Source organism: Methyloversatilis universalis FAM5, assembly GCF_000214035.2.
Taxonomy (GTDB): Bacteria; Pseudomonadota; Gammaproteobacteria; order Burkholderiales; family Rhodocyclaceae; genus Methyloversatilis; species Methyloversatilis universalis.
In genome coordinates this window covers 1-24,299 of record NZ_AFHG01000053.1, presented here as the reverse complement: position 1 = coordinate 24,299, position 24,299 = coordinate 1, and the positions used below count along the sequence as shown (strand labels likewise).

Here is a 24,299-nt window from a genome sequence, read left to right as displayed (position 1 = left end):
CTATTCCTTGATGCGGCGGAAGCTGCGGTAGTGGTCGCCGGTGTACCAGTACTCACCGGAGCGGCGCACGTCGTTGGCTGGACCGCTGCCGGCGACGATGCGGCGGGCGCCGCGGTGGTCCAGGCCCGGCGTGGGCACCGTGTATTCGCGGTAATAGCCGCGCGGCTGTTCCGGCAGACGGCGTTCCCGGTTCTGGAACACGATGCCGTCACGCCGGTAGGGGAAGGGACCGCCCTGGCGGATCAGCGCCAGCGTCTGCGCCGCCTCCGGCGGCAGCTGTGACAGCGCGACCTCGGGCGGCGCAAACCCCGTCAGCAGCAGCCACAGCACCGCGATCAGTGGCGCGCGGGAGAGCCAGCGGGGCAGACGGGGTGTCATCGATCAGGCGCCGGCGTCGACCTTGGGCGCGTTGCGCAGCTTGATGTGCAGTTCGCGCAGCTGACGCTCGTCCACCGGACTCGGCGCCTGGGTCAGCAGACACTGGGCGCGCTGGGTCTTGGGGAAGGCGATCACGTCGCGGATCGATTCGGCGCCGGTCATCATGGTGACGATGCGGTCCAGACCGAAAGCCAGGCCGCCATGCGGCGGTGCGCCGTACTTCAGGGCGTCGAGCAGGAAGCCGAACTTGAGCTGCTGTTCTTCCGGGCCGATGTTCAGCGCCTCGAACACGGTTTCCTGCACGTCGGCGCGGTGGATACGCACCGAACCGCCCCCGATTTCCCAGCCGTTCAGCGCCAGGTCATAGGCCTTGGCCAGGCATTTGCCCGGATCGGTCTTGAGCAGCGCGATGTGCTCGTCCTTCGGGCTGGTGAAGGGGTGGTGGCAGGCGTTCCAGCGCTTCTCGTCCTCGTCGTACTCGAACATCGGGAAGTCGACCACCCACAGCGGACGCCAGGCGTCGCCGGTCACATAGCCTTTCTCGTGGCCGATCTTCAGGCGCAGCGCGCCGAGCGCGTCCGACACCACCTTGGCCTTGTCGGAACCGAAGAAGATCACGTCGCCGCTCTGCGCGCCGGTGCGCGCCATGATGGCGGCCAGCGATTCCGGGCTCAGGTTCTTGACGATGGGCGACTGCAGGCCTTCCTCGTTCAGCTTGGTGACGTCGTTCACCTTGATGTAGGCCAGGCCCTTGGCGCCGTAGATCTTGACGAATTCGGTGTAGCCGTCGATCTCGCCGCGCGACAGCGAGGCACCGCCCGGCACGCGCAGCGCGGTGACGCGGCAGGCCGGGTCGTTGGCCGGGCCGGAGAACACCTTGAAGGCGACGTCCTTGACCGCGTCGGCGACGTCCACCAGTTCCAGCGTCACGCGCAGGTCCGGCTTGTCCGAACCGAAGCGGCTCATCGCTTCGGCGTAGCTCATGCGCGGGAAGGGGGCGGGCAGGTCGACCGACAGCGCTTCCTTGAAGACATAGCGGATCATGTCTTCCATCATCGCGGTGATTTCGTGCTCGGTCAGGAAGCTGGTTTCGATATCGACCTGGGTGAATTCCGGCTGGCGGTCGGCGCGCAGATCCTCGTCGCGGAAGCACTTGGTGATCTGGTAGTAGCGGTCGTAGCCGGCCACCATCAGCAGCTGCTTGAACAGCTGCGGCGACTGCGGCAGCGCGAAGAACTGGCCGTCGTGCACGCGGCTCGGCACCAGATAGTCGCGCGCGCCTTCCGGTGTGCTCTTGGTGAGCATTGGCGTTTCGATGTCGATGAAGCCCTTGCCGTCGAGGAAGCGGCGGAAAGCCATCGCCGTCTTGTAGCGCAGCATCATGTTCTTCTGCATCGCCGGGCGACGCAGGTCGATCACGCGGTGGGTCAGGCGCACGGTTTCCGACAGGTTGTCGTCGTCCAGCGGGAAGGGCGGCGTGACCGAGGCGTTCAGCACCTCGACCTCGTGCGCCAGCACCTCGATTTCGCCCGACACCAGATTGGCGTTGGTCGTGCCTTCCGGGCGGCGGCGCACGCGACCGGTCACCTTCAGGCAGAACTCGTTGCGCACTGACTCGGCCACCTTGAAGGTTTCCGCGCGGTCCGGGTCGCACACCACCTGCACCAGACCTTCGCGGTCGCGCAGGTCGATGAAGATGACGCCGCCGTGGTCGCGGCGACGGTGGGCCCAGCCGAACAGGGTGACGGTCTGGTCGAGATAGCCCGCGTCGAGCAGGCCGCAGTATTGCGTGCGCATGGTGTGTTTCCGGGAAAATGCGGGGTCGGAAAACCCCGGTTCAGTTGTCGAGTGCGGGCACTGCAGCCGCATGCGGTTTTGTTTTTCTGGGGGGCGGCACGACGCCCATGGACACGATGTACTTGAGCGCCTCGTCCACCGTCATGTCCAGTTCGATCACCTCGCTGCGCGGCAGCATCAGGAAGAAGCCGGACGTCGGGTTGGGCGTGGTCGGTACATAGACGCTGACGTGATCCGGCAGATGATCGGCCACGTCGCCGCCCGGCTGGCCGGTCAGGAAGGCGATGGTCCAGCTGCCCTGACGCGGGTACTGGACGAGCAGCGCCTTGCGGAAGGCTTCGCCGGAGCTGGAAAACAGCGTGTCCGACACCTGCTTCACGCCGTTGTAGATGGACTTCACCACCGGAATCCGTGACAGCAGGCCTTCCCAGTAGCGCAGCAGGCGCTGGCCGATGATGTTGTGGCCGACGATGCCGCTGACCAGGATGATGAGCACGGTCAGGATGACGCCCAGACCGGGTACGTCAAAGCCGAACAGCTGCGCCGGGCGCCATTGCCAGGGGACCAGCAGCATGGTCTGGTCCAGCGTACCCAGTATCCAGGCCAGCACCCAGATCGTGATGGCCAGCGGAATCCAGATCAGCAGACCGGTGATGAAGTAACGCTTCATCAATGGCAGGCGCAGGAGCCGCCGCAGGGCGTGCTTGCGGCAGACGTGCCGCTGTCGGACGAGGACGATGACGCGGCCGCGGTGTCAGCCTTCGGTGTGGTCGTACCCGCCGAGCCGCCGGAGCCGCCCTTGAAGTCGGTCACGTACCAGCCGCTGCCCTTGAGCTGGAAGCCGGCCGCCGACAGCTGTTTGGAGAAGGTCGATGCGCCGCAGGCCGGGCAATCGGTCAGCGGGGCGTCGCTGATTTTCTGCATCACGTCCTTTTGAAGACCGCAGGACGAGCAGCGGTAACCGTAGATCGGCATGTCGAGCTCCAGAAAACACGAAATTATAGACTAAGCGATTGTTGCACATGCACATTTCGCGCCAGCTCGCGCACGGACGCTGGCGCGCGTGTCGGCTGCATGGCAGGCATTGAAAATGAGGGGGCGGACACGGTATTCAAGCCCCGGCAGTTCCGGGAAACGACGGTCCGAATCAGAACAGACCCAGATAGACCCGGTTCAGCGCCTCACCGAAGAACAGCGCAATCACGCCGGCCGCGGCCAGGTAGGGCCCGAAGGGGATAGGCACGTCGCGACCGTGCGAACGCAGCGCGATCAGCGCAATGCCGACCACCGCGCCCACCACTGACGACAGCAGGATGACCGCTGGCAGCATCTGCCAGCCGAGAAAGGCGCCGATCGCGGCCAGCAGCTTGAAGTCGCCATAACCCATGCCTTCCTTGCCGGTGGCCAGCTTGAACGCCCAGTACACCGTCCACAGCACCAGGTAGCCGGCCATCGCGCCGGTCACCGCCGAACTGAGATCGGTGAATCCTCCGTTGAGGTTCAGCAGCAGCCCGGCCCACAGCAGCGGCAGCGTGATGCTGTCCGGCAGCAGCTGGGTGTCCAGGTCGATGAAGGTGAGTGCCACCATGGCCCAGACAAAAACCAGGGCGCCCGCCATCTGCAGCGAAGGCCCGAAGACCCAGGCGCAGCCGGCGGACAGCAGGCCGGTCAGCAGTTCGACCAGCGGATAGCGCGCGCTGATGCGGGTACCGCATCCGCTGCAGCGGCCCCGCAGCCAGAGCCAGGACAGCACCGGAACGTTCTCCAGCGCGGTGATGGCGTGACCGCACTGCGGGCAGCGTGAGCGCGGTCGTGCCAGCGTCAGCGCTTCACCCGCCGGTGCAGCTTCGCCGCGCAGGTCAGCGCACTGGGCCGCCCATTCGCGTTCCATCATGAGCGGCAGCCGGTGAATCACCACGTTCAGGAAGCTGCCGACCACCAGGCCGATCACGCCGGCGAGCGCCGGCAGCAGGCCGGCATCGGCCAGTGCTTGAAGAGTGTCCATGTGGGCCTAAGGTCAGACCGACTGAGCGACCTTGAAAATGGGCAGGTACATGGCGATGATGAGGCCACCGATCAGCGTGCCGAGCACCACCATGATGATGGGCTCGAGCAGGCTGGACATCGCTTCGACTGCATCATCGACTTCCTGTTCGAAGAAATCGGCCACCTTGGACAGCATCGAATCCAGCTGGCCGGATTCTTCGCCGATTGACGCCATCTGGATCACCATGACCGGAAAAACGTTGGTGTTCTGCATGGCCACAGTCAGGCTGCTGCCGGTGCTGACTTCCGACTGGATCTGCTTGGTGGCGGTCTTGTATATGTAATTGCCGGCCGCACCGCCCACTGAATCCAGTGCTTCCACCAGCGGCACGCCGGCCGCGAACATGGTTGAAAGCGTTCGGGCCCAGCGCGCGATGGTGGCCTTGCGCAAGATTTCGCCGACCACCGGGATCTTCAGCATCATGCGATCAAATGCGATCTGCAACGGAATCGAACGTTTCAATGTGTAGGCGAAAGCCACCCCGCCACTGATTGCGACCAAGGCAATCAGCCAGAAATATTCGACGAACGCATCCGAAAGCGCGATCACGAAAAGCGTGGGCGCGGGCAGATCGGCACCGAAGCTCGCAAACACTTTCTTGAACTCCGGTATGACGAAAATCATGATCACGGCGGTGATCACGATGGCTACAACGATCACTGCGGTCGGATAAAACAGCGCCGATTTGATCTTGCCCTTGATCGCCAGGATCTTTTCGCGATAGGTGGCCAGACGGTCGAGCAGGCCATCCAGGATACCGGCCTGTTCGCCGGCGGCGACCAGGTTGCAGAACAGCTGGTCGAAGTGCTGAGGGTACTTGCGGAAAGCCTGGTTCAGACTGGAACCGGATTCCACCTCCAGCCGGATGTCGCCGAGCAGCTTGGATACCGCACGATTGCCCGCACCCTTGCCGACGATGTCGAAGGCCTGCAGCAGCGGGACGCCCGCCTTCATCATGGTGGCCAGCTGGCGGGTGAATAGCGTGATGTCCTTTTCGGTCACCTTGCCGCCGCGGCCGAAGCTGCGCTTCTTGACCTTGGTGACCATGATGCCCTGACGCCGCAGCGTGGCCTGCACCATGGCTTCGCCGCCAGCGCGCATTTCTCCGCGCACCAGCTTGCCCGTTTTGTCCTTGCCTTCCCAGTTGAAGACGGTTTCCTTGGAACCGCTGTCCTTGCGTGCGGGGCGGGTTGCGGTGGCCAAATCAAGCTCCTTGCCGGATAAGTCCGCTGCGTGGGCGGACGCGACGCGCGGCGTCGTTCATATTATTCGTTGGTGCAGGCGAGCACTTCGGCCAGCGAAGTGACGCCCTGGCGGACTTTCAGCAGACCGGACTGACGCAGATCCTTCACGCCTTCGCGCCGGGCCTGATTGGCGATGTCGATCGAATTGCCGTTGGTCATGATGATATGCGCAATCTCGTCCGAGATCGGCATCACCTGATAGATGCCGACCCGGCCCTTGTAGCCGCTGCCCTTGCAGCGCTCGCAGCCGACCGGCCCGTAGGGTTGCCAGCTGCCATCCACGTCGGCTTCGGTGAAGCCGGCCTCCAGCAGCGCTTCGACCGGGATGTTCATCGGCTGCTTGCAGGAGCATAGCCGGCGCGCCAGACGCTGCGCGGTGATCAATATGACGCTGGACGCGATATTGAAAGCCGCGATACCCATGTTCCGCATCCGGTCCAGCGTGGTCGGCGCGTCGTTGGTGTGCAGCGTGGACAGCACCAGGTGACCGGTCTGCGCGGCCTTGATCGAAATTTCGGCGGTTTCCAGGTCGCGGATTTCGCCCACCATGATGATGTCCGGATCCTGCCGCAGGAAGGACTTCAGAGATGCGGCGAAAGTCAGGCCGGCCTTGTCGTTCACGTTGACCTGATTGATGCCTGGCAGATTGATTTCCGCCGGATCTTCCGCGGTGGAAATATTGACGCCCGGCTTGTTCAGCAGATTCAGGCAGGTGTAGAGCGACACCGTCTTGCCGGAACCGGTGGGACCGGTCACCAGAATCATGCCGTAGGGGCGCTCGATCGCGTTCATCAGCGCCGCCCGCTGTTCCGGCTCGTAGCCGAGCGCATCGATGCCCAGCATGGCCGAACTGGGATCCAGAATACGCATCACGATCTTTTCGCCGTGCAGCGTGGGCAGCGTGCTGACCCGGAAATCGATGGCCTTGGTCTTGGACAGCACGAACTTCATCCGGCCGTCCTGCGGCACCCGCTTTTCCGAAATGTCGAGCCGCGAAATGACCTTGATCCGGGATGCGATCTTCTCGCGCAGCACCAGCGGCGGCTGCGTGATTTCGCGCAGCACCCCGTCGGTACGGTAGCGGATGCGGTAATACTTCTCGTAGGGCTCGAAGTGGACGTCGGACGCGCCTTCGTTGATCGCGTCCAGCAGGATTTTCTGGATGAAGCGCACCACCGGCGCATCATCGATCTCGACCTGGGCGTCGTTGCTGGCCGGCGCTTCCTCTTCGGGTCCCATCTCGCCGTCGAAGTCGAATTCGGCGGAAGACAGCGATTCGAGGGTTTTCTCGACACTTTCCGACATCTTGTCGACCAGTGCCGACAGCTTGTCGGTTTCCACCACCACCGGGTCGACCTGAAGGCCGGTCTGGAAACGGATTTCGTCGATCGCCCGCAGGTTGGACGGGTCGGCGATGGCCACCGCCAGCCGGTTGCCGCGCTTCTTCAGCGCGACCACCTTGTGCGTGCGCATCAGCTTCTTGTCGATCGCGTCCGCCGGGAACTGGTCGGCTTCGAACTGGCTGATATCGAGCAGCGGATAGCCGAAGGTTTCAGAGGCGAAGGCTGCGGCATCGCGCGCGCTCATCTTGCCGCTGGCCACCAGCTGACCGATGAAGCCGTTGCCGGACTGCGCGCCCTCGCGCGAAAGCGTTTCCGCTTCGGTTTCGGTCAGCCGCCCGCTCTGCGCCAGTGCGCGGGCAAGACCCGACAGTGCAGTTTTGGCGGTGGCGGCCATGATGTGTGGAAAAACCGGGGTCAGTGTTGAAGTATCGTCTTCGATGATGACGATTCGGGCTTGATCTGTAAACGGTTTGTCCGGCCGTAACCTGAGCGGCCGCCGTGTTCGCTCACTGCCCGTCCTGGGGCCTGAACAGTCGTACGCTGCGCACCATGCGGTCTTCGGTGTGCAGGATTTCCATGGCGACCGTCCCGACGCGCAGTGACAGGCCCGATTCCGGGATGTCCTGCAGATGCTCGAGCACCAGTCCGTTCAGCGTTTTCGGCCCGTCCAGCGGCAGGTTGAGGCCCAGCCTGCCATTCAGTTCCCGCAGGCTGCGCCCGCCATCGACGATCACGCTGCCGTCCTCGTTCCAGCCCAGGCTCTGCGTGCTGCCGGGCTGGCCGGTGGTGAACTTGCCGACGATCTCTTCGATGATGTCTTCCAGCGTCACCAGCCCATCCACCTCGCCGTATTCATTGACCACCAGCGCCAGCCGCTGCCTGTTTTCCTGGAAGAACTGCAGCTGGCTGTAGAGCGGCGTTGCGGCCGGTACGAAATAGGGCTTGGTCAGCAGGCCGCGTATTTCGTCCTGGTCCAGTTCGCCGGCCGACAGCGCGCTCACCACCCGCCGCTGCGGCAGCACGCCCAGAACCCGGTCGAGGTCGCCCTCGAACACCGGCACCCGGCCGTGGTGGCTGGTGGCGATCTGGTGCTGTATCACGTCCAGCGGTTGTTCCAGATCGATGGCCTCGATCTGGCTGCGCGGCGTCATCACGTCCTCGACTGTCACATCCTCAAGTTCGAACAGATTGATCAGGATGCGCCGGTGGGCGGCCGGGATGAAGTGCCCGGATTCGGTCATCAGCGCCCGCAGTTCGTCCGCCGAAAGGGTCTGCCCCTCGTCTGCACCGCCCGGTTGCAGCCGCGTGATCTTCAGCAGCGCCGACACGAACAGGTTGACCGTCCACACCACCGGGTAGAACACCTTGAGCAGCGGCACCAGAATGAAGGCGACGATGGGCGCGATCGCGTTGGCGTAGCCGGCGCCCACCACCTTGGGCGTGATTTCCGAGAACACCAGGATCATGAAGGTGATGAGCAGCGTGCCCATACCCAGCGCCAGTTCGCCGTCGCCGAACAGGTCGATCGCGATCACGCCGGTCATCGTCGCCGCGGCGGCGTTGATCAGATTGTTGAACAGCAGGATGACGCCGAGCAGTTTGTCGGTCTGTGCCAGCAGGTCGAGCGCCCGCTGCGCGCCGCGCGATCCGGACTGTGCGGCCGCCTTCAGCCGGAAGCGGTTGGCGGCCATCATGGACGTTTCCGCCATCGAGAAGAAGCCGGACAGCACCAGCAGCACCCCCAGCACGATCAGCTGGGTGGAGAGCGATATTTCATCCATGAAAGTTCAGCCGCGCCCGAGCACGACTTCGAGTACGAACTGTGTGCCGATGTAGGCGAGCAGCAGCGTGAAGAATCCGCCCAGCGTCCAGCGCAGCGCCAGTCGCCCGCGCCAGCCCCGGAAGTGGCGGCCGGCCAGCAGGGTGCCGAACACCAGCCAGGCCAGCAGCGCGAACACGGTCTTGTGATTGAACGAAAGCGGCTTTCCGAACACCTGTTCCGAGAAGGCGATGCCGGTCACCAGCGTGGCGGTCAGCAGCACGAAGGCGATGGTGATCAGGCGGAACAGCAGGCCTTCCATCACCAGCAGCGGCGGCATGCTGTCCAGCAGCCGGATCAGTCGCCCGCGGTGCAGGTTGCGCTCGACCGCTGACATCAGCATGGCGTGCAGGGCGGCCAGCGTAAACAGGCTGTAGGCGGTCATCGCCATCACGAAATGAGCGCGGAACAGCAGGGTGTCCGCATTCCCGATGTCGTGCCGGCCGGGCCAGATGACCGGCACCGCGGCGCACAGCGCGGCCGCAGGCAGGGCCAGCATGTGCAGGCCGTCCAGTCGGGATGACAGGCTCTCCACCCAGTAGAACACCAGGGCCAGCCAGGTCATGACCGCCAGCGCGTCCCCGGCGCCGAAGCGCATGCGCCCCTCGGGGAAAATTTCCAGCGCCAGCACGGCGGCGTGGATCAGCAGCGTCGCAGCGAGTGCGCCGGTACGCAGCGTGGTCACGCCGGCGCGCCGGCCGTCCGCTGCCGGCCGCATGAACCAGAACGCCAGCGCCGCATAGAGGGCGGAAGGAAGCAGTTCGATTAGAATCATTGACCTCAGTTTAACCCAAGGCGCCTGCCGCTCTCCCATGCTGGACAACCTGACCCAACGGCTCGCCAAAGTCGTCAAGACCTTGCGCGGGCAGGCCCGTCTGACCGACGAGAACATTTCGGACATGCTGCGCGAGGTGCGCATGGCCCTGCTCGAGGCGGACGTCGCGCTGCCCGTGGTGAAGGACCTTGTAGCGCGCATCCGCGAAAAGGCGGTCGGACAGGAGGTGGTGGGCTCACTGACCCCGGGTCAGGCCCTGGTCGGCGTGGTGCACGACGAACTGGCCGCACTGATGGGCGGTGCCACCGCCAGCCTCAATTTCGCCACCCAGCCGCCGGCCATCGTGCTGATGGCCGGTCTGCAGGGTGCCGGCAAGACCACGACCGTGGGCAAGCTGGCCAAGTGGCTGAAGGAGACGCAGAAGAAGAAGGTGCTGACGGTGTCCTGCGACGTCTACCGTCCGGCCGCCATCGAACAGCTGCGTACGGTCACCGGTCAGGCCGGCGCCGAATTCTTCCCGTCGACGCCAGACCAGAAGCCGGTCGATATCGCCCGCGCCGCCGTCGAGTTCGCGAAAACCCGCTATTTCGACGTGCTGCTGGTCGATACCGCAGGCCGTCTGGCGATCGACCAGGCGATGATGGATGAAATCCGCGCGCTGCATCAGGCGATCAACCCGATCGAAACGCTGTTCGTGGTCGACGCCATGCTGGGTCAGGATGCGGTCAATACCGCCAAGGCCTTCAAGGACGCGCTGCCGCTGACCGGCGTGGTGCTGACCAAGCTGGACGGTGACGCCCGCGGCGGCGCGGCGCTGTCGGTGCGCCACGTGACCGGTGCGCCGCTGAAGTTCGCCGGCGTCGGCGAAAAGCTGACCGGGCTGGAGGAATTCCATCCGCAGCGCATGGCATCGCGCATTCTCGGCATGGGCGACATCATGGGCCTGGTCGAGGAGGCCCGCCGCCAGGTCGATGAGGACCAGGCCAAGGAATTCGCGCAGAAGCTCAAGAGCGGCAAGGGTTTCGACCTGAATGACTTCAAGACCCAGATCGCGCAGATGCGCAAGATGGGCGGCCTGTCGGCGCTGATGGACAAGCTGCCGGCGCAGTTCGCCGGTGCCGCGCAGCAGATGCAGGGCGGCGCCGACGACAAGGCGATCCGTCGCATCGAAGGCATCATCAATTCCATGACGCCGGCCGAACGCAGCAAGCCCGAACTGATCAAGGCCAACCGCAAGCGCCGCATCGCGGCCGGCTCCGGCACCTCGGTGCAGGAAGTGAACCGCCTGCTGAACCAGTTCGAGCAGACGCAGAAAATGATGAAGCAGTTCTCCAAGGGTGGCATGCAGAAAATGATGCGCGGCATGAAGGGCATGCTGCCCGGCATGCGCTGATCTGCGGCGGAGCACGACGTGATGGCGCGCCCGCTGGTGTGCGTGCTGGATGACGACGTGGCCATGCGTCGTGCGCTGTGTCAGGCGCTGTCGGTGCTGGATGCCGACGTGCGCGGCTTTGCCGGGCTGGCCCCGCTGCTGCAGGAGCGCGAATCGCTGGAGCGCGCCGCCTGCATCGTGCTGAAAGCTTCGCTGCGCGGGCCGGACGGCCAGCCGGTGCAGGACAGTCTGAGCACCATCGCCCATCGGGCTTTCCGCATCTTCGTGTCCGGCCCCTGTGAAGTGGCCGACGCGGTGCGTGCGATGCGCGGTGGCGCGCTGGATTTCCTGGTGGCGCCGATCGAAGTGGGCGTGCTGCGGCTGAGGGTGGCGGAGGCGCTCACCCGTGCGGCCGACGCAGAGGCCCGACGACGCCGGCTGCAGCGGATCGGTGATGCGCTCGCCGCGCTGACGCCGCGCGAGCGCGCGGTGCTGGACCGGGTCGTGGCCGGCGCGTCGAACGCCGAAATTGCGGCCGGCCTCGGCATCAGCAGCAAGACCGTGGAACAGCACCGTGCGCGGGTGATGGACAAGATGCGCGCCGGCTCGCTGGCCGAACTGGTGGCCTGGGTGACCGAGTGGCGCCTGCTGTCGGGGGGCTGATCAGGGATTGCTGGCCGCAGTCATTTCCGGCCACGACCAGTGGCGTTCCCAGGCGCCGCGCACCATGTTCGGGTATGCCGCCTTGCCCAGACTGCCGTTGTAACGGCCCAGCGCGCGGAAGAGGTTGCCCTTCTCGATGTCCAGATAGTGGCGGAGGATGGTGCAGCCGAAGCGCAGATTGGTGCGCAGGTGAAAGAGGTTGCTGTCCTCGTTGCCGATCAGCTTGATCCAGAACGGCATCACCTGCATGTAGCCGCGCGCGCCGGCGCTGGACAGCGCGTACTTCCGGAAGCCGCTCTCGACCTGTATCAGGCCGAGCACCAACTGCGGGTCGAGGCCGGCGCGGGTGGCCTCGTAATGCACGGTCTTCAGGAATTCCATGCGCCCGGCCTCGTCCGGCATCCGTTTCGCCAGACGGTCCGACATCGTGCGCAGCCACATCTGCTTCTGTGGCGAGGAGAAGGCCGGCAGGTCGGGGGCGGCGCGGTCGCTGATGGCCAGATGCAGTGCTGCACGTACGCTGTCGGCCAATGGTTCGTACTGCTGCGACGCGTGCGCCCCGCCGGCCGCCAGGGCCAGCGAAAGCACGACGGTCGCAGTCAGACGCTTCATCTTCAGGCCGGCTCGCCCAGCAGTGCGCGCACCGCGTCCGGCGCCACCTTCTGCGCCGCCGCGTCACGCCGGTTCTGGTACTCGATCACGCCTTCCTTCAGGCCGCGCTCGCCCACCGTGATCCGGTGCGGCACGCCGATCAGTTCCCAGTCAGCGAACATGACGCCCGGGCGCTCGTCGCGGTCGTCGAGCATGACGTCGAAGCCGGCTGCGGTCAGCTCGGCGTACAGACGCGTGGCGGTTTCGCGCACCTGTTCCGACTTGCTCCAGCCCACCGGGCAGATGACCACTTCGAACGGGGCGATCGACTGCGGCCAGATGATCCCGCGCTCGTCATGGTTCTGCTCGATCGCGGCGCCGACCAGGCGGGTCACACCGATGCCGTAGCAGCCCATCACCATGGTGCGCGGCTTGCCGGTTTCGTCGAGATAGGTGCAGTTCATCGCTTCCGAATATTTGGTGCCGAGGAAGAACACATGGCCCACCTCGATGCCGCGCTGTATCGACAGCCGGCCCTTGCCGTCCGGTGAAGGGTCGCCTTCGACCACGTTGCGCAGATCCGCCACCGCCTCCGGTTCCTGCAGGTCGCGGCCCCAGTTCACCCCGGTCAGGTGGGCGTCGACCTCGTTGGCGCCGGTCACGAAATCGCTCATATTGGCCACCGTCAGGTCGGCGATCACGTGCACCGGCTTCTTCAGGCCGACCGGCCCCAGGTAGCCCGGCTTGCAGCCGAAGTGCTCGAAGATTTCCGCTTCGGTCGCGAAGCGGAAACCTTCCTTCAGGCCGGCCAGCTTCGATGCCTTCACTTCGTTCAGTTCGTGGTCACCACGCAGCATGAGCAGCCACAGCTCGGTCTTGCCTTCCTTATCGGTCGCCAGCACGATGGACTTGACCGTGCGGTCCAGCGGCAGGGCGAGCAGGGCGGCGACGTCCTCGCAGCGGACGGTACCCGGCGTGGGCGCCTTCGCGAGCGCCTGGGCCGGCGCGGCGCGTTCGGCGATCAGCGCACTGGCCTGAGCCAGTTCGATGTTGGCGGCGTAGTCGGAATCCGGGCACCAGGCGATCAGGTCCTCGCCGGTATCGGCGATCACCTGGAATTCGTGGCTGCGCGAACCGCCGATGGCACCGGTGTCGGCCGCGACCGCGCGGAATTCGAGGCCCAGCCGACGGAAGATGCGCATGTAGGCATCGAACATGATGTCGTAGCTGCGGCCTGCGGCTTCATCGTCACGGTCGAAGGAGTAGGCGTCCTTCATCGTGAATTCGCGCCCCCGCATCACGCCGAAGCGCGGCCGGCGCTCGTCGCGGAACTTGGTCTGGATGTGATAGAAATTCTTCGGCAGCTGGCGCCAGCTGTGGATCTCTGCGCGGGCGATGTCGGTCACCACCTCTTCCGAGGTCGGCTGGATGATGAAGTCGCGATCGTGCCTGTCCTTCACCCGCAGCATTTCCGGGCCCATCTTGTCCCAGCGGCCGGTTTCCTGCCACAGCTCGGCCGGCTGGATCAGCGGCATCAGCAGTTCGATGGCGCCGGCGCGGTTCATCTCGTCGCGAATGATGGCCTCGATCTTGCGGATCACCCGCAGCCCCAGCGGCATGTAGTTGTAGATGCCGCCGGCAAGCTTGCGGATCATGCCGGCGCGGGTCATGAGCTTGTGCGATACGACCTCGGCGTCGGAGGGCGCTTCCTTGAGCGTGGAAATGAAGAATTTGCTGGCGTGCATGAAAAGTCGGCGTCCGCTGCGGATCGGTCAATAAACCCATGATTCTAGCGGTTTCGCGCGCGTCGGCCCCGACTGGCTGCCTCGCTTCAATTCAGCCCCGAAATGTGGAAGAATCCGTGGAAAATTTCACCAAGCAGGTCCAACCATGCTCGACCGGGAAGGGTACCGCCCGAACGTCGGCATCATTCTGATCAATGCGCGCAACGAGGTCTTCTGGGGCAAGCGCATAGGCGAACACGCCTGGCAGTTTCCGCAGGGCGGCATCAACCACGGTGAATCGCCAGAGCAGGCGATGTACCGGGAGCTCTGGGAGGAACTGGGTTTGCGTCCGGAGCACGTGCGCATTGTCGGCCGCACCCGCGACTGGCTGCGTTACGACGTGCCGCGTAACTGGGTGCGGCGGGAGTGGCGCAGCGCCTACCGTGGCCAGAAGCAGATCTGGTATCTGCTGCGCATGGTCGGGCGCGACTGTGACGTCTGTCTGCGCGCCACCGATCATCCGGAGTTCGACGCCTGGCGCTGGAGCGACTACTGGATCCCGCTTGATTCGGTCATCGAGTTCAAGCGTCAGGTCTATCAGCAGGCGCTGACCGAACTGGCGCGTCTGGCTTTCCGCCCGGCCCGTCCGCGCGGCGCGACCTCGCGACCGACCGGTCTGGAGGGCGAACCGCCAGCCATGACACCGCCTGCGACGGATGTGGTCGATCCGCTGCACTCGCACTCGTCTTCCTGAGCGGTCGGGGCTATCCTTCGGCAACGGGTCGTGGGCGCCCGCCGTACGACCGGGCCGGAGGAAATGACGATGCCGCTCAAGGGATCCCGAACCGAAGCTCATCTGAAAGAGGCCTTCGCCAGCGAGGCGCAGGCGAACAGGCGCTATCTGTATTTCGCTGCCAAGGCCGACATCGAGGGCCAGAGCGATGTCGCCGCGGTTTTCCGCTCGACCGCGGAGGGCGAGACCGGCCATGCGCACGGTCATCTCGAGTACCTCGAGCACTGCGGCGACCCGGTGAGCGGCCTGCCGATCGGCAGTACGCGCGACAACCTGAAAGCGTCGATCGCCAGCGAAACGCACGAGTACAGCGATATGTATCCGGCCATGGCGCGCACCGCGCGGGAGGAAGGATTCGACGAGGTGGCGGACTGGTTCGAAACGCTGGCCAAGGCAGAGCGGTCGCACGCCAACCGGTTCAAGCGCGCGCTGGACGAGTTGCTGGATTGAATGTGCCGGGTGCCTCCTCAGTGCCGGCGATGCTGCGCAACAAGCTGCTCAGCCTCGAGCAGTACGCGCGTGAGCGGCCGGCTTTCCGTCGTCGGGTGATCGCCCACAAGAAGATGCGCACGGTGGCGCTCGGCGACCACGTCGTGCTGCAGTTCGAGGATGCACTGACGGTGCTTTACCAGATACAGGAAATGCTGCGTATCGAGCGCATTTTCGAAGAGGACGGCATCCATCAGGAGATTGCCGCCTATGCGCCGCTGGTGCCCGGCGGCAGCAATCTGAAAGCCAGCATGCTCATCGGTTACGATGATGCACTGCAGCGCCGGCAGTGGCTGTCCCGGCTGGTCGGTGTCGAACACGCGGTCTGGCTGCAGGTGGATGGGCACGCGCCGGTGCATGCGATTGCCGACGAAGATCTTCCGCGCAGCGACGCGCTCAAGACTTCGGCGGTACATTTCCTGAGATTCGAACTGACGGATGAAATGAGAAGGGCGCTCGCAGCGGGTGCGGCACTGTCGGCAGGGGTGGATCACGCGCACTATCCGGCGCGATCCGGCGCCCTGCCGCAGGCGGTCCGTGCCGCGCTGTGCGCAGACCTGATTCCTCTATGAAAAAGCGTTTTCACCTCCTGCGGCCCATGGTCGCCTTGCTGCTGGCCCTGTCGGCTGGCGTCGCGTCTGCCCAGATCACCAACTGGCAAAGCCCCGAGCCCTTCCGGGGCGAGGAAAAGGATCCGTCCAAGGTGAAGGAGGACGACTACGCCATTCCCCCGATGCCGTCGCGGCCGGACTGGCGTGAGTACTACCTGAATGCGCAGACCCGCAACCGCTACTACATCGCGCGTGAGCATCTGAACGTGGGGACGGACGGCGCTGTCCGCTTCATTTCGCGCGTGGTGTCGCCCAGCGGCACCGAGAACATTTCGGTCGAGGGCATACGGTGTGGCACCGGTGAGCGCCGGCTGTACGCGACGCTGCAAAGGAATGGCGAGTGGAGTGAAACCCGCGGCAGCCGCTGGCTGCCGATCGGCGGGGGCAATCGCCTCAACTCCTACGTGTTCATGCTGTACTCCGATTACCTGTGTTCGGCCGGCGTCGCGATGGAACCGCGCCGCATACTGGAGGTGCTGGCGGACAGCTTCAATGCCCGCACTGGCACGCCGATCACCGGCTATCGATGAATCACCGTCTTCCGGACTGTCCTCATGCTTGACCGCCTGATTACCGAATTCGACCGCGCCCTGCGTACGCTGGCCGCGCCGGCACGTACCACTCGGCCGCTGCCGGGCGCCGACCTTCCCGAAGCCGACCTCGACGAGGCGCAGCGCCGCCAGGTCGGCGCCCTGATGCGGGTCAATCACGTCGGCGAGATCTGCGCCCAGGCGCTGTATCAGGGGCAGGCGTTGACCTGCCGCGATCCGTCGGCCCGCGACGCGCTGCGTCAGGCGGCGGTCGAAGAGACCGAGCACCTCAACTGGACGGCGTCGCGCATGTCCGAACTGGGGAGCCGCCCCAGCCTGCTCAATCCGCTCTGGTACGGCGGCGCGCTGGCGATCGGCGTGACCGCCGGAATCGTCGGGGATAAGTGGAACCTCGGCTTCCTGGCGGAAACCGAAAAGCAGGTCGAGGCCCATCTGCAGAGCCATCTTGACCGGCTCCCGCCCGCCGACCAGAAATCCTGGCGCATCCTCGAACAGATGCGTCAGGACGAACGCGAACATGCGCACACCGCCGAGCGGCTGGGAGCGGCCGAACTGCCGACGCCGGTCCGTGTCGCGATGCGGGCCGCTTCGCGTGTGATGACCGGCGTGGCCTATTACATCTGAAGACCGCGGCAGCGCCCGGTCGGGCGCCGGCCGTGTTGCTCAGGCAGCCGTATCCACGATTTCCCAGGTGTGCTCGATGGTGGCGGTTTTGCCCAGCATGATGGAGGCCGAGCAGTACTTTTCGGCCGACAGGTGAATGGCCCGCTCCACAGCCTCCGGCTTCAGTCCGCGGCCGCTCACCTTGAAGTGGAAGTTGATGCGGGTGAATACCTTGGGATCCTCGCTTGCGCGTTCGGCCTTGATCGACGCTTCGCAGCCCTCGATCTGCTGGCGAGCCTTCTTCAGGATGAGCACCACGTCAAAAGCGGTGCAGCCTCCGGTGCCGGCAAGCAGCAGTTCCATCGGGCGGGGCGCCAGATTGCGGCCGCCGGCCTCCGGCGCACCATCCATATTGATCACATGCCCTGAGCCGGTTTCGGCCAGGAAGCTCATGTTGTCGACCCACTTGACCACGCATTCCATTGCAGCACCCTCGTTTGGCGAAGCGCGATTGTAATCGCGCACCCGGTGGCGTCGGGCGTGGTGCGTGTGTTGCATTGCCGCACCGCATGGCGGATTGCATCCCGGCTGCAGCGAAGTGAACGTTTGTACATCAAGGGCTTGCACAAGCGTGGCACACATATCCATGTGATTTGAAAGGGTATTGATCGGTAGTGAAGAGCAGGGCTGCGCCTGAAAACGGCCCGAATTCTTCTTGTGCGATGCAAAAAAATTCTTGATTTCGGCCGGCTGCTCGGCAATAATCAAATCAAGTTTTCGCGGGTTGCGTCACAAGCGGGGCCCGCCGCAGGTGTCTCCTCCACCCTCCTCCTTTGGTGTGGATTCAGCGCGACTCCCAGGAGTCGCGCTTTTTTTGTTGTCTCCCAGGGATTGACACGCTCAATATCGCGAGTTAAATTCGCGGGCTTTTGGGCGATCTCGCCCAGAATCACAGGACGTTCGAGATGAAAACCTTTTCAGCCAAGCCGCATGAAGTCGTGCGCGACTGGTACGTTGTCGATGCCTCTGACAAGGTACTCGGGCGCCTCGCCAGCGAGATCGCACGCCGTCTGCGCGGCAAGCACAAGCCCGTGTTTACCCCGCACGTCGATACCGGTGACTACATCGTGGTCGTCAACGTGGACAAGCTCCGCGTGACCGGTGACAAGGCGCAGGACAAGAAGTACTACCGTCATTCGGGTTACCCGGGCGGTATCTACGAAACCAATTTCACCAAGCTGCAGCAGCGCTTCCCGGCGCGCGTGCTGGAGAAGGCCGTCAAGGGCATGCTGCCCAAGGGTCCGCTCGGCTACGCGATGATCAAGAAGCTGAAGTGCTACGCCGGCGCGGAACATCCGCACGCCGCGCAGCAGCCCAAGGCTCTGGACATCTGAGGACGGAACGGTCATGGCATTCAAAGTTGATTATTACTACGGCACCGGCCGTCGCAAGACCGCGGTTGCCCGTGTGTTCCTCCGTCCGGGCAAGGGCGCTTTCGTCGTCAACGACAAGCCGGTGGACGAGTTCTTCTCGCGCGAAACCGGTCGTATGGTCGTGCGCCAGCCGCTCGAACTGACCGAGCATGTCAGCACCTTCGACATCCTGGTGAACGTCACCGGCGGTGGCGAATCGGGTCAGGCAGGTGCGGTGCGCCACGGCATCACCCGCGCGCTGATCGATTACGATGCGAACCTGAAGCCTGCGCTGAGCAAGGCTGGCTTTGTGACCCGCGATGCCCGTGAAGTCGAGCGTAAGAAGGTCGGCTTCCACAAGGCGCGTCGTCGCAAGCAGTTCTCGAAGCGCTGATACGCTGCGCCCCGGCGCACGGAAAAGGCCGCCTTTCAGGCGGCCTTTTTCATTTCTGGCATCATTCTCTTTTTCGCGTCCGGCCTCGGCTGTCCGACGCGTGTTCCATCGCAGGAGGAATCGAAGTGGGCATCAGGGTGGGCATCGTCGGCGGTACCGGATACACCGGTGTTGAATTGCTGCGCTTGCTGGCGCGTCATCCGGAGGTCGAGCTGGCGGCGATCACCTCGCGCGGCGACGCGGGGCGTCCGGTGTCGGACATGTTCCCCAGCCTGCGCGGCCATGTCGATCTGGCTTTTTCCGATCCGGCCCAGGCCGGACTCGAACGCTGCGATGCGGTGTTCTTCGCCACACCCAACGGCATCGCCATGCAGCAGGTGCCGGCGCTGCTCGATGCCGGCGTGAAGGTGATCGATCTGGCGGCTGACTTCCGCCTGAAGGACGAGGCGTCCTGGGAGAAGTGGTACGGCATGCCGCATGCCTGCCCGGAGGTCCTCAAGGGCGCGGTGTACGGTTTGCCGGAAGTGAATCGCGAGCAGGTCAGGTCGGCGCAGCTGGTGGCCAATCCCGGCTGCTACCCGACCGCGGTGCAGCTGGGTTTCATTCCGCTGATCGAAGCCGGTGTGGTGGATCGGGCATCCCTGATCGCCGATGCGAAGTCCGGCGTGTCGGGTGCCGGCCGCAAGGCCGAGGTCCATACGCTGTTCGCTGAGGCCGGTGACAATTTCAAGGCCTACGGTGTGCCGGGCCATCGCCACCTCCCGGAGATTCGGCAGGGGCTGGCCGCCGTTGCGGGCGAAGAGGTGGGCCTGACGTTCGTGCCCCACCTGACGCCGCTCATCCGCGGCATCCACGCGACGCTCTACGCGCGCCTCACCAAGGATTGCGATTTGCAGGCGCTGTTCGAAAACCGCTATCGCGGCGAACGCTTCGTCGACGTGCTGCCGGCCGGCAGCCATCCGGAAACCCGCTCGGTGCGGGCGTCCAACAACTGCCGCATTGCGGTGCATCGCCCTCAGGGCGGCGACACGGTGGTGGTGCTGTCGGTCATCGACAACCTTGTGAAAGGCGCGGCCGGCCAGGCGGTGCAGAACATGAACCTGATGTTCGGATTCGCCGAGTCGTGTGGACTAGAGCTCGTTCCGGTCTTGCCCTGAAGGCGCGCCGCTGGCGCTTCCGTCACGGCATCACGGCGCGACGGGTGGCCATCCGTTCGCATGCGCCGTGGTGGATGCGGCTGGCGGTCGGCGCGCTGCTCGCAGCGGTGTTCGTGCTGATCGCACGTGGCTTCTACGATGCGGGCCGCGGCTGGTCGGGGCTGGATGTCGGAGGCATGCAGAGCGAGGTGGGTGCATTGCGGGAAAGGCTGGCCGTGCTGGAGACAGAGCTCATCAGCGCACGCCAGCAGGCGGATTCGGCCCACAGCACCCTGCAGATCGAGCGCGCGGCGCAGGAACAGCTCGCGGCGCGCATCCGTACGCTGGAATCCGATAACGCGCGGCTGCGGGAAGACATGCTGATGTTCGAAAGCCTGGCCGGCAGCGGCAGTACCGGCCTGGAGCCCGGCTTTCGCATCAACCGTCTTGCGATCGAGCCGGATGCCGGCGGTGCGGGGCGTTACCGCTACCGCATGCTCGTTGCGCGTGTCGGCGGAAAGGGTGAAGCCGATGTGCGCGGTGTCTACCAGATCGTGGCGTCGATTGACCGCGCCGGACAGGGTGCTACCATCGCTCTCTCGCCGGAAGCAGGTGGTCAGGGCAACCGATTGACTTTCCGGCACTTTCAGCGCGTGGACGGTATGTTCACGCTGCCCCAGGGGGCCCGGCTGCTGTCGGTTGAGGCGCGCTTCCTGCAGGACGGGCAGATCAGGGCGCGGGCGACCGCCTCGCCCTGACGGCCCACAGCGACGGAGCTCACGGATGTTCGGAAAGAAACCTGAAAAGCCCAGCAAGCGCATCGACAGCCTGATTGGCGCAGGTACGCGCGTGAACGGCGATATCCATTTCCGCGGCGGCCTGCGTGTAGACGGCGAAGTGATCGGCAACGTGCGCGCCGATGACAACGAACCCAGTACGCTGGTGCTGAGCGAACATGCGCGCATCGAGGGCGCAGTGACCGTGACCCATGCCATGATCAACGGCACCGTGCAGGGGCCGATCGTGTCGACCGAGTTCCTCGAGTTGCAGCCGCAGGCACGAATTGCGGGCGACGTGGTCTACAACAGACTTGAAGTTCACCTTGGTGCTATCGTCAAGGGACAGCTCGAACATCAGGAGGCCGCGCCCCGCGCGGTCGAATTGAAGCTGGCCAGCGCAAGCTGAGGCCGGCACCGCTTTAGACAGGAGTACTGAAATGAATGCAGTGACCGATATGCCGCTCCCGTTCGTCTTCACCGACAGCGCTGCCTCCAAGGTGAAGGAACTCATCCTCGAAGAGGGCAACCCCGACCTGAAGCTGCGTGTGTTTGTGTCCGGTGGTGGCTGCTCTGGCTTCCAGTATGGTTTCACCTTTGACGAGGTGACCAACGAGGACGATACCGCGCTCGAAAAGAACGGCGTGACCCTGCTGATCGACCCGATGAGCTACCAGTATCTGGTGGGCGCTGAAATCGATTACAGCGAAGGCCTCGAAGGCGCGCAGTTCGTGATCAAGAATCCGAACGCGACCTCGACCTGCGGTTGCGGTTCGTCCTTCTCGGTCTGACCCTTAGGCCGATTCAGGCTGGCCATACCGCGCCGAGCACGCGCAGCCCGCGTGCCCCGGTCACCTCTGGGCGGTTACCCGGGGCGCCGGTGACTGCACAGCGTGCCAGCCATGCGAAGGCAAGTGCCTCGACCTGTTCGGGCGGGGCGCCCTCATCCGCGGTGCTTCTGACCGTGCAGCCGGTACAGGCAGCAATCCGCCGCATCAGGTGACCGTTGTAGGCGCCGCCGCCGCAGACCAGCATTTCGTCCGGTCGGAAGCTGGCGTCAGCCAGGGCTTGGGCGACCGAGCGCGCAGTCAGCTCCGCCAGGGTCGCCTGTACGTCCTGCGCGACCAGATGTTCCGGCAGGTGTGCATACAGCCAGTTCAGATTGAACTGCTCCCGTCCGCAGCTCTTCGGCGGCTTTTGGGCGAAGAAGGGATGGGCGAGGAGCTGCTCGATCAGCACGGTGTCCACCTGTCCGCTGGCGGCCCAGCGACCGTCTGCGTCATAAGCTCGCCCCAGCCGTTCTGCGATCCATGCGTCCATCAGCGCATTGGCCGGCCCGCAGTCGAACCCCCTCACCGCTTCGCCCGGCGCCAGCAGCGTCAGGTTGGCCATGCCGCCCAGATTCAGAATGGCTCGCCTCTTTCCTTCGCCGAACAGAGCGGCGTGAAAGGCGGGTACCAGCGGGGCGCCCTGTCCACCCGCCGCAACATCGCGCGCACGGAAGTCCGATACCACCCGGATGCCGGTCCTTTCGGCCAGTACCGCGGGCGCGTTCAGCTGCAGCGTGTATCCGCGGTCTGGCATGTGCCTTACCGTCTGACCATGGCAGCCGATCGCTGATACGGCGGCATGTTCGGTGTGGGTGGACGCCAGCAGCGTACGCGTCAGCGCTGCGTAGAGCTCGGCCAGCTCAAGGCTGGCGCGCTGGGAGCGGTCGATCTCGTTCTCGCCCGGCTGGCACAGCGCGAGCAGCGTGTCGTGAAGCGCCGGTGAAAAGCTGCGGTGCGCATGCCCCAGGACGCGCGGGCGTCCATCCGAAAAATCCGCGAGTACCGCATCGACACCGTCCAGGCTGGTGCCTGACATCAATCCTACGAACAGTTCGCTCATGCCCGGGCTCCGCTGCTTCGGTGCTGGCCGTCGCATGCGCTAACATCCTGCGCTTCGTGCGCGGCCGCAGTAAGTGCCGCAGTAATCCGGGATTCAGTCATGAGTGAAGTCGACAAGGCATTGGCACTGATCAAGCGCGGGGTGGAGGAGCTGCTCCCCGAGGCCGATCTGATTGAAAAACTGAGGACGGGGCGTCCGCTCCGCATCAAGGCGGGTTTCGATCCTACCGCACCCGACCTGCACCTCGGGCACACCGTGCTGCTGAACAAGCTGAAGCACTTTCAGGATCTGGGGCACGAAATCCTGTTTCTGATCGGCGATTTCACCGGTGCCATCGGTGATCCGTCCGGCAAGAACGTGACCCGCCCGCCTCTGTCGCGCGAGCAGGTGCTCGAAAACGCCGAAACCTACCGCGCCCAGGTCAGCAAGATTCTGGACGCTTCGCGCATGCAGGTCGTGTTCAACTCTGCCTGGATGAACGAACTCGGCGCCGACGGCATGATCCGGCTGGCGTCGCGTCACACGGTCGCCCGGATGCTTGAACGAGACGACTTCGCCAAGCGCTTCTCCGGCAATCAGCCGATCGCGATCCATGAGTTCCTCTACCCGCTCTGCCAGGGTTACGACTCGGTGGCGTTGAAGGCTGACGTCGAACTCGGGGGGACCGACCAGCGCTTCAACCTGCTGATGGGGCGGGAATTGCAGAAGCAGTACGGTCAGCCGCAGCAGGTGGTGCTCATGATGCCGCTGCTGGAAGGTCTGGATGGCGTGAACAAGATGTCCAAATCCCTGGGCAACTACATCGGCGTATCCGAGCCGGCCAACGAAATCTTCGGCAAGGTCATGTCCGTATCAGACGACCTCATGTGGCGCTACTACGATCTGCTGTCCTTCCGCAGTACGGAGGAGATTGCTGCCTTCCGGCAGGACATCGCCGGCGGCCGCAATCCGCGGGACGTGAAAGTGCTGCTGGCGCAGGAACTGGTCGGACGTTTCCACGGCCAGGCTGCGGCGGAGGCCGCGCTGGCCGATTTCGAATCCCGTTTCCGGCAGGGGGGTATTCCCGAAGACCTTCAGGACACGGTGCTGGACACCGCGGGTGCGGGTATCGCGATCGCCCAGGCGCTGAAGGCTGCGGGCCTGACAGGGACCACGTCCGAAGCGCTCCGCATGATCGACCAGGGCGGTGTGCGCCTGGACGGCGACAAGATTTCTGACCGCGGGCTGGTGCTCGCTGCCGGTATGTCGGTCGTCGCCCAGGTCGGCAAAAGAAAGTTTGCGCGGCTGGTTGTTCGCTGACGCATCGGTATGAGCCCTGATGCAAAAGGAAGTTTTTGCTTCCTGATGCATGCTTTTCGCATTTCCGGTTTCGGGTCGAAAAGAAAACTTCAAAAATCTTTGGCGAAGGTGTTGACCACCTCGAAATTATCCGTAGAATGCGCACCTCTCGTTGCTCAGCAGCGAACGTTCTTTAACAAAACAAACAGCCGATAGGTGTGGGCACGTTGTAGTTGGGATGGCGAGCAGCTGTCGTTTCAGGGTGACTTGGGGCGGTGGTTGATCGCATGACAACTAAATTGAAGTGCTCATACGAATCAAAGGTTTTAAGCGAAAGCTTATACCTGTGAATTCTGACGAGTTTTGGGAATTAAACTGAAGAGTTTGATCCTGGCTCAGATTGAACGCTGGCGGAATGCTTTACACATGCAAGTCGAGCGGCAGCACGGGGGTAACCCTGGTGGCGAGCGGCGAACGGGTGAGTAATACATCGGAACATGCCCAGTCGTGGGGGATAACACTTCGAAAGAAGTGCTAATACCGCATACGTCCTGAGGGAGAAAGCGGGGGATCGCAAGACCTCGCGCGATTGGAGTGGCCGATGTCAGATTAG

Annotated in this window: 27 protein-coding genes and 1 rRNA gene; 15 read left to right on the top strand and 13 right to left on the bottom strand. The window is 64.3% G+C overall.

The features are described 5' to 3' along the window. The 9 genes from METUNV1_RS14140 to METUNV1_RS14100 all read right to left on the bottom strand — a co-directional run bounded on the left by METUNV1_RS14140 (position 1) and on the right by METUNV1_RS14100 (position 9,403). Entirely contained in the window at positions 1–378 is a 378-nt protein-coding gene (locus METUNV1_RS14140; protein ID WP_008062931.1) for a guanyl-specific ribonuclease, read from the bottom strand. A 3-nt stretch (positions 379–381) separates the two neighbouring features. Further along, a complete protein-coding gene (gene aspS, locus METUNV1_RS14135; RefSeq protein ID WP_008062930.1) occupies positions 382–2,175 on the bottom strand; it encodes an aspartate--tRNA ligase in 1,794 nt (597 codons plus the stop codon). A gap of 40 nt (positions 2,176–2,215) precedes the next feature. Next, entirely contained in the window at positions 2,216–2,845 is a 630-nt protein-coding gene (locus tag METUNV1_RS14130) for a DUF502 domain-containing protein (protein WP_008062929.1), read from the bottom strand. Continuing rightward, a complete protein-coding gene (locus METUNV1_RS14125) occupies positions 2,845–3,150 on the bottom strand; it encodes an FmdB family zinc ribbon protein (protein WP_008062928.1) in 306 nt (101 codons plus the stop codon). Before METUNV1_RS14125 ends, METUNV1_RS14130 begins: the two co-directional genes overlap by 1 nt. Before the next feature lie 172 nt (positions 3,151–3,322). Then, positions 3,323–4,180: a prepilin peptidase gene (locus tag METUNV1_RS14120; protein ID WP_008062927.1), complete on the bottom strand. Its 858-nt coding sequence runs from the start codon at positions 4,178–4,180 to the stop codon at positions 3,323–3,325. Between the two features lie 12 nt (positions 4,181–4,192). Next, complete coding sequence (locus METUNV1_RS14115; RefSeq protein WP_008062926.1) at positions 4,193–5,425, bottom strand: type II secretion system F family protein; 1,233 nt, start codon at positions 5,423–5,425, stop codon at positions 4,193–4,195. A gap of 62 nt (positions 5,426–5,487) precedes the next feature. Next, the gene (gene pilB / locus METUNV1_RS14110) at positions 5,488–7,203 is read right to left on the bottom strand and encodes a type IV-A pilus assembly ATPase PilB (protein ID WP_008062925.1); all 1,716 of its coding nucleotides are present in this window, start codon (positions 7,201–7,203) and stop codon (positions 5,488–5,490) included. A gap of 112 nt (positions 7,204–7,315) precedes the next feature. Next, a complete protein-coding gene (locus METUNV1_RS14105) occupies positions 7,316–8,590 on the bottom strand; it encodes an HlyC/CorC family transporter (protein WP_008062924.1) in 1,275 nt (424 codons plus the stop codon). A gap of 6 nt (positions 8,591–8,596) precedes the next feature. Further along, positions 8,597–9,403 carry a cytochrome C assembly family protein gene (locus METUNV1_RS14100; RefSeq protein WP_008062923.1) on the bottom strand — a complete coding sequence of 269 codons (807 nt, stop codon included), beginning with the start codon at positions 9,401–9,403 and terminating at the stop codon, positions 8,597–8,599. 37 nt (positions 9,404–9,440) lie between these two features. Here METUNV1_RS14100 and ffh point away from each other — a divergent pair, with 37 nt between their 5' ends. Beyond that, a complete protein-coding gene (ffh, locus tag METUNV1_RS14095) occupies positions 9,441–10,796 on the top strand; it encodes a signal recognition particle protein (protein WP_008062922.1) in 1,356 nt (451 codons plus the stop codon). A 21-nt stretch (positions 10,797–10,817) separates the two neighbouring features. Then, positions 10,818–11,438, top strand: a complete 621-nt coding sequence (locus tag METUNV1_RS14090; RefSeq protein WP_008062921.1) for a response regulator transcription factor — start codon at positions 10,818–10,820, stop codon at positions 11,436–11,438. Here METUNV1_RS14090 and METUNV1_RS14085 read toward each other — a convergent pair whose 3' ends face one another. Together METUNV1_RS14085 and METUNV1_RS14080 are read right to left on the bottom strand one after the other, a co-directional pair. Then, entirely contained in the window at positions 11,439–12,050 is a 612-nt protein-coding gene (locus METUNV1_RS14085; protein ID WP_008062920.1) for a lytic transglycosylase domain-containing protein, read from the bottom strand. A 2-nt stretch (positions 12,051–12,052) separates the two neighbouring features. After that, entirely contained in the window at positions 12,053–13,774 is a 1,722-nt protein-coding gene (locus tag METUNV1_RS14080) for a proline--tRNA ligase (RefSeq protein ID WP_008062919.1), read from the bottom strand. Between the two features lie 145 nt (positions 13,775–13,919). Here METUNV1_RS14080 and METUNV1_RS14075 point away from each other — a divergent pair, with 145 nt between their 5' ends. The 5 genes from METUNV1_RS14075 (at position 13,920) to coq7 (ending at position 16,821) form a co-directional block, all read left to right on the top strand. After that, positions 13,920–14,507, top strand: a complete 588-nt coding sequence (locus METUNV1_RS14075; protein WP_008062918.1) for an RNA pyrophosphohydrolase — start codon at positions 13,920–13,922, stop codon at positions 14,505–14,507. Positions 14,508–14,576: 69 nt separating this feature from the next. Next, positions 14,577–14,996: a rubrerythrin family protein gene (locus METUNV1_RS14070; protein ID WP_008062917.1), complete on the top strand. Its 420-nt coding sequence runs from the start codon at positions 14,577–14,579 to the stop codon at positions 14,994–14,996. 29 nt (positions 14,997–15,025) lie between these two features. Beyond that, positions 15,026–15,607 carry a DUF3501 family protein gene (locus tag METUNV1_RS14065; protein ID WP_008062916.1) on the top strand — a complete coding sequence of 194 codons (582 nt, stop codon included), beginning with the start codon at positions 15,026–15,028 and terminating at the stop codon, positions 15,605–15,607. Next, on the top strand, positions 15,604–16,176 hold the full coding sequence (locus tag METUNV1_RS14060) for a CNP1-like family protein (RefSeq protein ID WP_139026374.1): 573 nt from the start codon (positions 15,604–15,606) through the stop codon (positions 16,174–16,176). Before METUNV1_RS14065 ends, METUNV1_RS14060 begins: the two co-directional genes overlap by 4 nt. A 24-nt stretch (positions 16,177–16,200) precedes the next feature. Continuing rightward, entirely contained in the window at positions 16,201–16,821 is a 621-nt protein-coding gene (gene coq7, locus METUNV1_RS14055) for a 2-polyprenyl-3-methyl-6-methoxy-1,4-benzoquinone monooxygenase (protein ID WP_008062914.1), read from the top strand. 39 nt (positions 16,822–16,860) lie between these two features. Here coq7 and METUNV1_RS14050 read toward each other — a convergent pair whose 3' ends face one another. After that, complete coding sequence (locus METUNV1_RS14050; RefSeq protein WP_008062913.1) at positions 16,861–17,283, bottom strand: OsmC family protein; 423 nt, start codon at positions 17,281–17,283, stop codon at positions 16,861–16,863. Positions 17,284–17,765: 482 nt separating this feature from the next. Between METUNV1_RS14050 and rplM the strand changes: the two genes are divergently transcribed. The 6 genes from rplM to erpA all read left to right on the top strand — a co-directional run bounded on the left by rplM (position 17,766) and on the right by erpA (position 21,309). Next, positions 17,766–18,194 (top strand): 50S ribosomal protein L13, encoded by a 429-nt coding sequence (rplM, locus tag METUNV1_RS14045; protein ID WP_008062912.1) that lies wholly within the window; start codon positions 17,766–17,768, stop codon positions 18,192–18,194. Between the two features lie 13 nt (positions 18,195–18,207). Further along, positions 18,208–18,606 (top strand): 30S ribosomal protein S9, encoded by a 399-nt coding sequence (rpsI, locus tag METUNV1_RS14040; RefSeq protein ID WP_008062910.1) that lies wholly within the window; start codon positions 18,208–18,210, stop codon positions 18,604–18,606. A 125-nt stretch (positions 18,607–18,731) separates the two neighbouring features. After that, on the top strand, positions 18,732–19,763 hold the full coding sequence (gene argC, locus METUNV1_RS14035) for an N-acetyl-gamma-glutamyl-phosphate reductase (protein WP_008062904.1): 1,032 nt from the start codon (positions 18,732–18,734) through the stop codon (positions 19,761–19,763). A gap of 74 nt (positions 19,764–19,837) precedes the next feature. Further along, complete coding sequence (locus METUNV1_RS14030; RefSeq protein WP_193374315.1) at positions 19,838–20,500, top strand: DUF6776 family protein; 663 nt, start codon at positions 19,838–19,840, stop codon at positions 20,498–20,500. A 25-nt stretch (positions 20,501–20,525) separates the two neighbouring features. Continuing rightward, a complete protein-coding gene (locus METUNV1_RS14025) occupies positions 20,526–20,927 on the top strand; it encodes a bactofilin family protein (RefSeq protein ID WP_008062902.1) in 402 nt (133 codons plus the stop codon). 31 nt (positions 20,928–20,958) lie between these two features. Further along, positions 20,959–21,309: an iron-sulfur cluster insertion protein ErpA gene (gene erpA / locus METUNV1_RS14020; protein WP_008062901.1), complete on the top strand. Its 351-nt coding sequence runs from the start codon at positions 20,959–20,961 to the stop codon at positions 21,307–21,309. Between the two features lie 13 nt (positions 21,310–21,322). Here erpA and METUNV1_RS14015 read toward each other — a convergent pair whose 3' ends face one another. After that, on the bottom strand, positions 21,323–22,408 hold the full coding sequence (locus tag METUNV1_RS14015) for an anhydro-N-acetylmuramic acid kinase (RefSeq protein WP_008062900.1): 1,086 nt from the start codon (positions 22,406–22,408) through the stop codon (positions 21,323–21,325). 99 nt (positions 22,409–22,507) lie between these two features. Here METUNV1_RS14015 and tyrS point away from each other — a divergent pair, with 99 nt between their 5' ends. Both tyrS and METUNV1_RS14005 read left to right on the top strand, forming a co-directional pair. Continuing rightward, the gene (tyrS, locus tag METUNV1_RS14010; protein WP_008062899.1) at positions 22,508–23,707 is read left to right on the top strand and encodes a tyrosine--tRNA ligase; all 1,200 of its coding nucleotides are present in this window, start codon (positions 22,508–22,510) and stop codon (positions 23,705–23,707) included. Positions 23,708–24,058: 351 nt separating this feature from the next. Then, positions 24,059–24,299, top strand: a 16S ribosomal RNA gene (locus METUNV1_RS14005); the annotation flags it as partial.